The organism is Blautia hominis, assembly GCA_002270465.1.
Lineage (GTDB): Bacteria > Bacillota > Clostridia > Lachnospirales > Lachnospiraceae > Blautia > Blautia hominis.
In genome coordinates, this window is sequence record NQOF01000003.1 from 294,840 (window position 1) to 308,104 (window position 13,265).

General features: G+C 43.4%; 9 protein-coding genes. 7 read left to right on the plus strand and 2 right to left on the minus strand.

All coding sequences use genetic code 11. The features are described from left to right. Positions 1 to 142 precede the first annotated feature (142 nt). The 7 genes from CI595_RS11995 (at position 143) to CI595_RS12025 (ending at position 11,703) form a co-directional block, all read left to right on the plus strand. On the plus strand, positions 143 to 1,081 hold the full coding sequence (locus tag CI595_RS11995) for an AraC family transcriptional regulator (protein WP_162291867.1): 939 nt from the start codon (positions 143 to 145) through the stop codon (positions 1,079 to 1,081). Positions 1,082 to 1,286: 205 nt separating this feature from the next. Continuing rightward, on the plus strand, positions 1,287 to 5,807 hold the full coding sequence (locus CI595_RS12000) for a DNRLRE domain-containing protein (protein WP_095173500.1): 4,521 nt from the start codon (positions 1,287 to 1,289) through the stop codon (positions 5,805 to 5,807). Positions 5,808 to 5,885: 78 nt separating this feature from the next. Then, the gene (locus tag CI595_RS12005; RefSeq protein ID WP_095173501.1) at positions 5,886 to 6,716 is read left to right on the plus strand and encodes an LPXTG cell wall anchor domain-containing protein; all 831 of its coding nucleotides are present in this window, start codon (positions 5,886 to 5,888) and stop codon (positions 6,714 to 6,716) included. A 436-nt stretch (positions 6,717 to 7,152) separates the two neighbouring features. Continuing rightward, positions 7,153 to 7,920 carry an ABC transporter ATP-binding protein gene (locus CI595_RS12010; RefSeq protein ID WP_095173502.1) on the plus strand — a complete coding sequence of 256 codons (768 nt, stop codon included), beginning with the start codon at positions 7,153 to 7,155 and terminating at the stop codon, positions 7,918 to 7,920. Then, positions 7,910 to 9,997, plus strand: coding sequence for an ABC transporter permease (locus tag CI595_RS12015; protein ID WP_095173503.1), 2,088 nt, complete (start codon positions 7,910 to 7,912; stop codon positions 9,995 to 9,997). Before CI595_RS12010 ends, CI595_RS12015 begins: the two co-directional genes overlap by 11 nt. A gap of 15 nt (positions 9,998 to 10,012) precedes the next feature. Beyond that, positions 10,013 to 10,690: a response regulator transcription factor gene (locus CI595_RS12020; protein WP_095173504.1), complete on the plus strand. Its 678-nt coding sequence runs from the start codon at positions 10,013 to 10,015 to the stop codon at positions 10,688 to 10,690. Continuing rightward, on the plus strand, positions 10,687 to 11,703 hold the full coding sequence (locus CI595_RS12025; RefSeq protein WP_095173505.1) for a sensor histidine kinase: 1,017 nt from the start codon (positions 10,687 to 10,689) through the stop codon (positions 11,701 to 11,703). Before CI595_RS12020 ends, CI595_RS12025 begins: the two co-directional genes overlap by 4 nt. 299 nt (positions 11,704 to 12,002) lie before the next feature. Here the strand turns inward: CI595_RS12025 and CI595_RS12030 are convergent, their stop codons facing one another. Next, positions 12,003 to 12,587 carry a GNAT family N-acetyltransferase gene (locus CI595_RS12030; protein WP_095173506.1) on the minus strand — a complete coding sequence of 195 codons (585 nt, stop codon included), beginning with the start codon at positions 12,585 to 12,587 and terminating at the stop codon, positions 12,003 to 12,005. 355 nt (positions 12,588 to 12,942) lie between these two features. After that, positions 12,943 to 13,200, minus strand: coding sequence for a hypothetical protein (locus CI595_RS12035; RefSeq protein WP_095173507.1), 258 nt, complete (start codon positions 13,198 to 13,200; stop codon positions 12,943 to 12,945). Positions 13,201 to 13,265 lie beyond the last annotated feature (65 nt).

Consider the following 13,265-nt stretch of genomic DNA (forward strand, 5'->3'; position numbering starts at 1 on the left):
TTTGTGTGGAAAATTCCTGCTGTGTTGCATTTTTTTCTCTTAAATTTACAGGGAAAAAACGGTTATGATTATCACATAAAAGAAATGTTCATTTTCTGCTAAAATGGTTGAAAATGATAAAATAGAGGAGGGGATCAAAACAGTGAATACCGCAGAAAGGGAAAAAGAAAAGGTTGAATTCCGCTATTATGAAATACCCCAGAAACTTCCTCTTATAGCGCTTCTGGGTGAACGATGGGAGACTAGATACGGCGGAGATCCCATGCATTTTCACAATTATATGGAAATAGGTTACTGTCACTATGGGAATGGAACCATGTATTTTGGAAATAAGGAGGAGGAGTACGGGGACGGAACGGTCACAATCATACCCAGGAATTTTCCCCATCATACAAAAGGCAGAAAAGGTGGAATAGAGAAGTGGGAATACTTGTTTATTGATACGGAACGTTTCATCAGAGAGACTTATAGGGATAAGCCGTTTCTGGCCGGCAGCATGCTGCAGCGGCTTCATAGCCAGATAATTATTATGTCAAAAGAGGAACATCCGGAGATATACAAAAGTGTAAAATCTCTCCTGGAAGAGATGCGGGATAAAAAAGAATTTTATCAGGAGGTAGTCCAGGGGGAACTGTTGGTATTGCTTCTGAACATTGTACGTCTCAATGCGGATGTGCAGATAACGGATGTAGAATATACATCAGACGGGAAGTTAAATGGAATTCTGCAGAGCCTTAATTACATAGAGAATAACTATCAAAATGAAATACGAGTGGAACATCTGGCAGCTGTAAGCAGAATGAGTGAGACACATTTCCGGAGAAAATTTTCAGAGTACATGAATACATCTCCAGCGGAGTATGTAAATCTTGTTCGTATTGAAAAGGCGTGTGAATTTTTGGTAAAGACAGAGTACCGGATGGAGGATATATCCAGAATGACGGGATACAGTACATCCGGAGTATTTATACGGAACTTTAAGAAGATAGTTGGTATGCTGCCCCGGGAATGGAGAAAGGCAGCGAGAGAGAAAGGGGATGTGACGACGCACTATAATATTTCAGTTCTGAGAGGCTGGTAGCAGCAGACAGGACAATATGACTACAGCACTTAAAGTATCATGTAACTATTCAGTAGGTCTGCGCATTCACTGCGCTGACCGTAAGGAAGCATTCCGCAGCCAAGCAAAAATCCCATCGCCAAAGGCGATTCTGCATAGATTTTTGCCTGTAACTGTGAGGGTACTGAACAGTTACAGTATTATTTAATCAAGGAGGACAATTTTCATGAAAAAAGGAAAGATAAGCAGAATCCTAAAGCGCAGCGGATTAGCTTTCACGATGGCAGTTACTATGGCAGCAACATCTTTGCCGGTATCCGTAATGGCAGCAGAAGACACGGCAGAGATCCCTTCTGTGGAGGACAGAAGTGTCCATGATTATGGAAAGTCAGGGGATGATCCAGCAACACCGGAGGACGAATCAAATTTAGTGGCAGATGAAAATGTGTTTCGATCAGCACAATATCAGGAGTCGACGAAATACAGCCTTACAGCAAACGGGACTCCCATTTCTGTATATAAGTATCAAAAGCAGGAGAATCCCGGGAAATATTATCATATGGATGTAGCCAGATTTTCCTCAGACGATGCACAGCCAACGTTTCAGGTGACAGTGAATGACGGAACGACAATTGACAGTGTAACTATATATCCGGAGAGGTATTATACTCAGGAAGATTTTCAGATCAGTGAGGATGGGAAAACTCTTACATTTAAAATGGCAGAGGAACTGAGATACTGTATTGTAAATATTAATGGCACTGAGAATAACCTGGATGGAAAACCTCAGCTTGCAATCATCAATGACCCTACAGAGACAGATGCACCGGATGTAAACGGTGCTAATGTGCTGAACTTTAAGACCTTTTCCGAACAGTATCTTAAAAAACACCCAATCAAAGATAAGGTAGGAGACACATGTAGAGATGCCGGTGAGGTTACAGATACTTCTATGAATAACAATACAGAATACACATGGGAGTATGGAGAAGGTAAATTCGAGGACTATTGGGCAAAAGAAGTTAAATTTCCCAATAAACGTGCCAGACTGACCTATGATGTATCTGAGGCGTTTCAGGCAGCCCTTGAGGAAGTAAGATCAAGTAGCACATTGAATACAATATATTTTCCGGCAGGTACATATGTCTGGTCTGGCCTTTCTATTAAAGATTGGGATGGTAATGGAACAGATGGAGCACTGAATATTTATGTAGATGAAGACGCTCTGATGGTAAACCGCATGCAGGAATGCCAGGAAGCTATGGAACCGGCTATTGGTATATGGGATTCATCAAATATTACGGTATCCGGACGGGGAATTTTTGACGGCCAGGGAACATATTCAAAAACTACGGACAGAGCGGATGCCAACAAGTCGCCGCATCAGGGCGGATGTATGCTGGTCCGTTCACAGAATATAACATTTAATGATACTTATGTGCGCGATGTGAAACAGTGGAACTGGGAATGCCATACCGTTGAAAATATTGTATACAATAATATCAAGGGGTTGTCTCCGTTCCAGCATTCCTGGGTAGACGGTCTTGATTTGACTAGCGGGAAAAATGTTACTGTGAACGGCGCCATAACAATGGGTAATGATGATACTTTTGCAGCCGGCCATTATAATCCCAGTGATGGATTTCCGTTTAGTAAACTTACAGGGCAAAACCTTGATGACCTGAGTGAGGAAGATAAAAATATCGCAGCAGCAGCAGGTGTTTATAACAAAGACAGACTGCAGTGGGATACAGATGATTCCGAAGGTTTTACAGTGAATAACACACTGGGGTGGAGCACCTTTGCTAATGCTGTGCGCCTTGGTCATAATACAAAATGGAAGGGCGAAGGAGGCAGCTATCAGATGAAGGACTATACCTTTAACAATGTAAATACGCTGCATGTTACAGGCTGGAGTCCAAACGGGGGAGGCGGAGCGTTCAGTATACAAAATGGTACAAATGGATGCCATCCGGATTATCAAAGCTTGACATTCAACAACTGTTCTTTTACAGCAAATACCGGAAACAGCGCACTGTTCCCAAATGGAAACGATTTGAATGAATTTTACCCGGAATCTGTTACATTAAAGAATTGCTGGTTTAAAGATGCAAAGACTCCGGTGGGATTTAGAAAGATCCAAAATGTCACCATTGAGGACTTGTATCTTGGAGGGAAACTGGTAGAGTATACAAGTCAGGTGGATTTGAGATTGGGAGAAGGTAAAGAAGCAGTCGACCATTTCGTATTTACAGCCAATGGAGAGCCGGTGAAGGATAATCAGCTGCCGGTCATTACATCTCCGGGAGAAAAAATACAGGCATATGCAGGAAATCCGCTGATTTTTTATCTGCAGGCAGAAGACCCGGACAGCAATGACACCGTTACCATGGAGGACGCAGATGTAAGTGCAATGGAAGGTGCATCCTTTGATCCTGCTACAGGGAAATTTACATGGACTCCTTCAGAGGACGAAATAGGAAAGGCTTACGAGGTTACCTTTACAGTATCAGACCATACAGAACAGCCGGTTCGGCGCACGGTACATATTGAAGTGGACTCTCCGCTGAACAGCGCGCAGAGTTTTATGGTGTCTGAAGATGCTCATATGCAGACCTGGAAAGGTGAAAAAAATCAGAATTTTGGAAATACCAGGTACCTTACTACAGTTCTGATAAAGAATCAGGGGTTGATGGGAGAACAGTTCACGAACACCAGCACTAATGATGGTACAGACGGAAAAATGATTTATTTCAAATTTGACCTTTCTGATATGAAGGAACAAAAAGGATTGTATGATAAGGCGGAATTGGTGCTGACCTATCTCAATAAGCGTGATAGTAAATATGGTGATGTGGATAGTAATCTGCGCGTTGCGGTTGTGGGGGAGTCTGAGTGGAATGAAAATACAATAACATGGACGAACAAACCAATATTTTCAGCTCAGGAAGACAATACGAAAGTATCTGAGAAGTTCAAACTGGGGACGGCATATAAAGATAAGCCGTCTGCTAATGACCAGGCTATAAACGGTACAAAAGTAAAAACAGATATCACCGATTTTGTGACTGACGCCATAGAATCAGGGAAAGATTACCTTACTCTTGCAGTATGTGAAACACTGGGAGCAGAAATCTATTTTGTAAGCCGGGAAGGTGCTGAGGAATTTGAAAAGGCCTCTCCTGACATGGCGCCAGCAATTCAGCTGAACCTTCCTACTGCGGTAGATGTGGAAGGTCCTGAAGGCATGACAGTGAAAGAAGGTTATAACGCAGCGGATTCAGATAGTTTCTCATTAAAAGGCAAAGGTCCGTTTACAGTATTACTTTCCTGTGAAAATGGTGATGGAAAAATCACATGGAACGAAGAAACACAGCAGATCCATATAGAAGAGGGACTTCAGGCTGGCACATATGCTGTAACGCTTACAGTCAATAATGCTGACGGGAACGAGAAAACTACAGAGTTTATCCTTACAGTATTAGAGAATCCGGACCTTCCGGTTCCGGTGGATAAGACTGCATTGCAGCAATTATATGATGATAATAAAGATAAGGTACAGGGAAACTACACAGATAATAGCTGGAATGCATTTACGGAAGCTCTAACAGTGGCAAAAGATGTACTGGAAAGTGAGGTAGCAGATGAATCGGCAGTTTCCAATGCGCTGATAAATCTTCAGAAAGCAGCAGATAATCTGATTCAGATACAAATTCAGAAAACCAGCCTTAGGCTTGCTGTGGAAATGGCAGACAATTTAAGAGAAGGAAGTCAGGAGTTTACAGAGGAAAGCTGGAATCAGGTAGAAATTGCGCTGGAGGCAGCTAGAGCAATTCTGGAGGACGAAAACGCTTGTCAGAACCAGGTGGATGAGGCATTTATTGGACTGGTGACAGCTTGTACCAATCTGGAAGCCGGTGTACAGAGATCTGGCCTTCGTATAGCCATTTCCAGTGCGGAAGCAGTTCTCGCCGATGAGGATATAATAAACAATTATACATCAGAGAGTATTCAGAATGTACAGGATAAACTTGAGGCGGCAAAGGATATTCTGGATACAAAATATGATGATATAGAGGAAGGGCAGGAAGCTGTCAATCTTGCCACAAATGACTTGATCACTGCAGTGACCGAGATGTTGAGGAAAGATTTTGGACGTCTGGGGACTTTGATCGGTCAGGCAAATGCTATTCTCGATAAACCTGAGAATTTTACACCTGACTCTATACAGAACCTTCAGGAGGCGGTTGATGCAGCGGTAAAAGTAGTAGAAGAACAAAAGGCAGACCCAGAAGAAATTGATCGGGTATATAATGATCTGTCAAATGCACTTATAGCTATACAGTTAAGAGGAAACAAGTCTGAGTTGGAGACAGTTCTGGCAAATGCGAAAGGTATGCTTGACCAGCCAGACAGATATCTTTCCGCATCACTGGAAGGACTGCAGGGAGCTTACGACTCTGCGTGGAGTGTATTTGGGGATGACAACGCTGTTCAGAGCGAAATTGAACGTGTACTTGAGCTTCTGCTTAATGAATGTATGGAGGTCAGAGTTTTAGGTGATATAGATTTAAACGGTAAAGTAGAGACTGCGGACAGTGCAATGATGCTTCAATATAATGCAGAATTGATTTCCCTAACCGATGAACAGGTTCAGGCAGGGGATGTGAACAGAGATGGACAGAGTGATACTACAGATGCATCGGTAATCCTGCAGATGGCAGCAGAAAAAATTAATACCTTTTAATCCGCGTTCCGGACACCGCAGGGTGTTACACTGTAGTGTCCGGACTCCGGAAACAACATCAAAAAGGCAGGTAATCATATGAGTAAGAGAAAGAAACTGGCAGCGATTTTATGTGTAAGTTTATCTATGCTTCTGCAATCCATACCGGTTCTGGCGGCAGAAGGGACAGAAATCACAATAGAGGCAGACAGAGTCCAGGAAGGCAGCGGCCAGATAGAGGTTGCCTGCCGTATTACAGGCGGACAGGATGTGACCAACGGAAAACTGCGGATTCAGTACGACAGTAGCAAGGCTGTATTAATCGAAAACAGTGCCGGGGATGCGCTGCCAGGCGCCCTGTGTGAAATTAATGACTGTCTCACAGGAAATAAAACAGAGGGAGAGATTGTAGTGGCATTTGCGTCTTCTGGGACAATCTCCGGCGAAGGGAGCTTACTGGATATGACATTTGAGGTTTCACAGGATGTAAAGGCAGGAGATTCCATAGATTTTTCGGTTAATCCGGAAGAATTAGCAGGCAGCAATGGAACGATTGCTCTGGAGCCTTCCGAATTCAAAGTGACTGTAGAAGAAAAAGACAGTAATACCCCGGTACAGGAGCCTGATAATAACCCAAATGATACAGAAAAGGATAATAAGCCGGATAATGATCAGGACAATACAGAAAAAGATAATAAGGCCGATAATGATCAGAATAATACAGAAAAGGGGAAAAAGCAGGTAAGCAGTAGCAACAACCAACAGACGTCATCCGGTAAAACAAACGGTACAGCTTCTAAATCCAATCCTGTAAAAACTGGAGACAGGACAAACCTGTTTCTCCCGGCAGCAGGCATCTGTATATCTCTATTGAGCTTTGCGGCAGTTATACGATGCGGTAGAAAAAGAAACAGAAATCAAGCAAGGTAATACAAAGATAAAAAGAGACTGTGAAAATACAGTCTGAATAGCAAAGAGGATCTTCAATACACGTTAGTGGTTGAAAATCCTCTTTTTTAACTGATTATACACCAAAACAAGGCGTTTTGATATGAAGACCACAAAGACACCGACCATCACACCCACGAAAACGAACGCCATAAAATGGAGAGCCTACCATCCGATAACAGATTTTGGAAGGATTTTATTATATTATCTTAATAAATTTTGAGATTTTTTCCTTTTTATATTAGCTGGTGCATCAGGCTTAGTTTTCAGAACACATTATTACAGTAACTGTAAGTGTATTTTTTCATCAAGCTGTGCTATCATTTGAGCAGAAAATGGTAGTGTAAAACAGCCTTGAGGCTGAGCCGACTTTAGAGATATAAAATGGACACTGCCAGAAAAATACAGGAGGTATCTCATGGAACCGATTTTGAATATCGAAAATCTAACAAAAATATATGGTATTGTGCCCAACCAAACCAAGGCGCTGGATGGCATCACCTTTCAGGCGATGCCCGGAGAATTTCTGGGGATCATGGGAAGCAGTGGCTCCGGAAAGTCCACGCTGCTTAACTGCATTGCAACGGTGATCAAACCCACCGGCGGCAGTATCGTGATGGATGGCAGGGATTTGCAGTCCATGAATGGCAGGGCACTGGCGGAATACCGGGGGAAAACCGTGGGTTACCTGTTTCAGAATTTTGAACTGCTGGACAATCTCACCGGCCGGGAGAATATTTTGCTGCCTACTTCGCTCCACAATGTAACAGAGAAAGAGAGTCATCTGCGTCTGAAGCAACTGGCAGAATATCTGGAAATTACGGATGTACTGGATAAATTTCCTATGCAGATGTCCGGCGGCCAGTGTCAGCGTGTGGCAGCAGCCAGGGCTATGATCCTTCACCCTAAACTGATTCTTGCGGATGAACCTACAGGCGCATTGGACAGTAAAAATGCGAAGAATATTATGGAGAAACTCTCCGGTCTGAATCAGGACGAACAGGCCACTATTTTGATGGTGACCCATGATTCCAACGCAGCCAGCTTTTGCAAACGAATCTTGTTCATCCAAGATGGAGTTATCTTTCATGAACTTCGCCGTGGCGACGAAAGCCAGCAGGATTTCTACCAGCGTATCCTAAAAGTCATGGCTCAGTTGGGAGGAGGTAGCTGCAATGTTCTCTAATCTGATACTTAGGAATAGCAGACGCAACCGCAAAGAAAACGGGCTGTTTTTCAGCTCTTTGGTCATTTCCATTGTGGCTTTTTATATAATCCTCTCCCTCTCCAAGCAGGATGTGATGATATTTCTTGCGAAAATGGAGAGTGATGCGGTAAGCCGGCTGCTGCTGATGATTCCTGTTTTCTATGTGATGACATTGGGAATCCTTTTTTTTCTGAGCTATTTTGCCTGTAAATATCAGCTGGAACGCCGCAGAAAAGAGTTTGGCGTCTATCTGATGATGGGGATGCGCAGAAGCAAGCTCTTTATCATGCTTCTTGCGGAGGATCTTTTGAGCAGTATCTTGGCTCTGGTCATTGGACTTCCGGTTGCGGTGCTGCTTTCTGAACTCATCAGTCTTGTGACTGCCAAACTTGTTGGTATGGGGATCATCGGACATCAGTTCACATTTTCTCTGTCTGCTGTTTGCTTTACCGTTGCGGGATTTCTGGCCATTAAGCTGACAGCGTTTTTGATCCTCAGCGGTAAGATCAGCCGTCAGGAGATTGGCACTCTTTTGGCTCATTCCTCCGGGAATGAAAAAAAGCAAAAACGGGCATTTGTCTATGGGATTTGCACAGTCTTAGGTGTCATAATGCTGGCAGCCGCCTATACCATGGCCATTCAGGGGATAGCTTGGTACGCAGCAGATATGATGCTCCTCACCATGCTCCTGGGTCTGTTGGGAACCATTCTTCTGTTCTACGGGATGCGGGCAGTGATCGCTTTACTGGTGAAAGCGGGAAAAGCAAATCGAAAGCTTCATGTATTTTCATTCCGTCAGATCCAGGAAAATGTCATTCACCAGTCTACCGCCATGGCCATCAGTTCTCTGCTGATCTTGGCAGCGCTGTGCTGCTTTGGCGCCGGCATCTCAATTGCAAGCGCCAATCAGCAAGGGGGGGATCATGTGTTGGATTATACTTTTCAAGAGGATAACACGGAAGAGCCACAGGATGCCCTTCCTCATTTACAAACCGTACTAAAGGAAAATGATCTTGAAAGTCAATTCTCCCAGCTTTTTGATATGCGGATAGGATACGTCCAAACTACAAAGGATTATGACAATGTGTTTCAGATGGATTCTGTTATGGAGTCCCTGCGTAACCTTACACAGTCGGAGGACCGGGATATTCTTCTGAACAATCTGAGCTATGACGACTATCCAGAGCTTATCTGTTTGTCAGATTATAACGATTTGCTGAAGGCCGCCGGTAAGCCTGCACTGACACTGGCGGAGAATGAGGCTGCCGTCTATCAGGATACTGAATTCACGAATGTGTCCAGAATGGCCATGCTCAATAAGATCATATCCAGCCATCCGGAGACCATACTGGACGGAAATCCTGTGTATCTGACCGGGGATATCCAGTCTGTTGATTTGGTGACAGACCGTTCTATCACCTTGTCTTTTGCTCTGATCTTGCCTGACGAGCAGTTTTTGCAATATACAAATGGAGACTATGAGGTCTATATCAACGGCATTATGAGCCGGGACGCTACCAGGGGCGGCAGTCTGATGAACGCAATATCTGACATGAACGCCCGACTGGATGGAATTGGCCTTCAGGATATGGGAATTGTATATGAAAGCTATCTGCAAAATATAGGGCGGCAGTTATTCTATGTGGTAGCAGCCAGTTATATTACCATCTATTTGGCCATCATCTTTCTGGTGGTTGCCAATACCATCATGGGTGTTCAGTTCCTGATGAATCAACAGCAGACAGGCCGCAGATATCAGACGCTGGTACATCTTGGTGCTACTTATAAGGATATTTGTTTATCTGCCCGGAAACAGATCGGCTGGTTTGTAGGGCTGCCCGTCTTTGTGGCGGCGATCAGCAGTATCTTTGGGGTCAAGGCATTGTTTACGGGATTGCTTTCCTCCCTGTTACAGGGAACACAAAGGGAAATGCTTGTGGTGTCTGCCGCTATGATTTTTCTGCTGTGTGTGGTAGAATATATATACATGACCGTTATTAAGCGTTCCAGCGACCGGTACTTGCTGACGCTGATGCAGCCGCAGAGAGAAGAGTGACCAAGGAGGGCTGTCATGAAGAGAATTGCAGTTGTAGAAGATGAAGTCTATATGCGTGAAGAACTTTGCAGTATGCTGGAGAAGGCAGGATACTCCGTTTTGGAAATAACTGCATTTGAAAATGCCGAAGAGCAGTTGACAGCTATCACTCCTGATCTTGTGATCCTGGATCTCAATCTGCCTGAAATCAGTGGTTTTCAGATTTGCCGGAATCTCAAGCAGAAAACCCCCATTCCTGTTCTTGTTTTGACTTCCAGAGACCAGATGGCCGACGAATTACATGCCCTCCGGCTTGGGGCGGACGAATATCTGACAAAGCCCTGCCGTAAAGAGCGGCTCCTGGCCAGAATCGCCAATATACTGAAACGATACGAAGGCCGCTCCAATCTTTTGGAAGGGCAGGGGTTCCTGCTGGATCGTGGGACTTATACTTTATATATAAACAACACTTCCGTGGTACTTCCCAAGAATCAAGGAAAGCTTATGGAAGCATTGCTTGCGGGAGGAAACAATTTGGTGACTTCTGAGCAGCTATGCAGGGCGCTCTGGGATACCACGGAGTTCATTGACGAAAACGCACTCCAGGTTAATTTGACGCGTCTTAAAAAGACCATGGCGAATTTAGACATGAAGCAGAAAGTGGTGGCTGTCCGTGGGTTGGGCTACCGGCTGGAAACGGAGGGCACACCATGAGACAGTTCTGGAAAATCTTAAAACGATATGCCCCGTGGCTTCTTTTGCTGCTGATAATAGATGTCTTTTCCACATTGCTCCTCTGGCTTTGCGATGCGCGGGCATTTCAATTTCTGATCGGGCTCATTTTGCTTACAAGCCTTGTACTTTTTTCAGCAACCGTGATGGTTTTTTACTTCAAAGAGCAGCACAAACAGGCATTCTTTCGGGCTTTTCTTACGGAGCCGGACGTGGTGAATACGGAGAAGCTTCTGGGGGCAGTGAGCCAGCAAGAACGGGAACAGCTTTATCTGCTGGTTTCTATCTTGCAGGAAAAGCAGAGAAGGATTCAGAAGATGGAGGAATCTCTTCGAGATTATGAGGAATATGTGGAGGGATGGGCACATGAAACCAAGACACCGCTATCTCTGCTCACCATGATCTTGGATAATCGGGCCGATGAGCTTTCTCCTTCTTTGCAAGCCAAATTAGAATATGTGCGAAGCCAGTTTCAGGAGGACATTACCCAAATACTCTACTATGCCCGGTTAGGGAGCAGTACAAAAGATTACCGGTTTGAGGCGGTTCATCTTCAAAGCGTATTAGAAGAAATCATGGATGATTATGCGCCTCTCCTGGAAGAAAAGCAGTTTCTTGTTGAAAACCTCCTGCAATCGGAAACCGTTTATACAGACCGGCGAGGTCTTCAATTCATGTTGGGACAAATCATCAGCAACGCCATAAAATACAGCGGTGATGATCCTCGGCTCACCGTATCCCTGCAGCAATCCACGGCGGCAGATATTCTGATCATTGCCGATAACGGTATGGGGGTCAAGAGTTATGATCTGCCCTATATCTTTCAGAAGGGTTTTACCGGTGACTCCACCGACGGCGGGAAGAAAGCCACCGGCATGGGACTGTATCTTACAAAAAAGATGGCGGATGATCTTAATTTACAGCTGGAAGCAGAATCACAATGGGGAAAGGGACTTTCGATTTTTATCATCTTTCCCAGAGTTCGACTTAATTGATAAAAAGTATTGTATTTCTTTTGTTTCATCCTGTACACTGACGATCAGTTTCTTCACATTTCCGCATGATCCTTTTTCGACTGGTAAGTGTCACTCTATACGGGGGCTTTTATGGGGCTGGCAAGTTCGCCCCCACCGTCAGAGTGAACCGGCCCGTTGCCGGAAAAACTGGCATGGCGTATGGCTGAGAGCCACATCACCACGTCTGGATCACTTAGGCGGTTTGAGAGTTTTTGAGCTAATATACTATGCAAACCGAGATTTATATGACGAAACCAATTTAAAGTTCTTCAACAAAATTAAAGTTCTTCAACAAAATGGTTTTCATACATATTCCAATACTTTTTATAAATAAAATTTTCATCGCCATTAAAATTTAATTGATACATTCTGAAAATCACAGGGATATTTTTCGGCTGCCACTGTTCTTCATACGAGTAGCAATATTTCATACCCACTTTTTGCATAACCGTTCCGCTTCTTGGATTATTTCTGTCATGGGTTGCTGTGATATAAGGAAGCCCATCTTTTTTTACTTGCTCCACAACAGCTTTTCCCGCTTCTGTAACAATCCCCTTATGCCAAAATTCTTTGCGAAGCCCATAGCCAAAATCGTGATGCTCTTCCATATCAACTTTAATATAGCCGATAGGGAAATTGTCACTTTTAAGGCAAATAGCATAAGCGTATGCTTGCGGCTGCTCATATATTACAGAATATCTTTCCTCATAGAATTTTCTGGTTTCCTCAAGATCTTTCATAGGATACCAGGGCAAAAATTTATTAACTTCCTCATCTTTAAGAATGAGGAAAAGAGCTTCCATATCTGCTTCCGTAAACTTTCTCAAAATTAAGCGTTCTGTTTCTAATGTTGGTGTATTCATAATGCTATCCCTCCGAGATGTTTTATCAAATTCATATAAAATTTCTTTCAATGTATGGTGGGCGTTTTGGGCTACTGCTGGGTTTGGATCAGTACAGGTGATCAGTGCTTTCCATAGCGCCCAACCTCTTGCTCTATCAATAGTTTCACGATCAAGCCCTTCTAAAAGATAATAATAGCAATCGGGCTTTAAATTGGCAAGGAAATCTCAATGTCGTATTCTTTTACGTCTTTTGATTATTTCGCGGGCAGTAGATATTTTCCTCGCCTTTTCATTTCGCAATTCTATTTCTAAAAAACATTCATCCAATATACAACGCTTCTTTTTCTGGTATAAACAATGCATACAATTTTTTTCAATCTCGTACGGCATATTTGGTTACCTCACTTCTGTAATTTGCTAAAAAGTTTTCCAAATCCTCGTTTATCGGTGCATTATAGAGTTTTAAAATCGAATGTTTTCCTACATTGTTTGCCAACACTCCTAATATGGACTTAATATCAGTTCTTGTATTATCTGCGTCTAAATCTGCGTCATAAGAAGTAGAGCTAAAAAATCGTACCAATTCTACCGCAGATGTGACATCAGATATATAAATTTTCCTTTCCTGCATAGTTTTCTTCCTGACCTTTTCTTGTTTCTTACATCTATCTTGCTTATCTGAGAAATTTTAATATC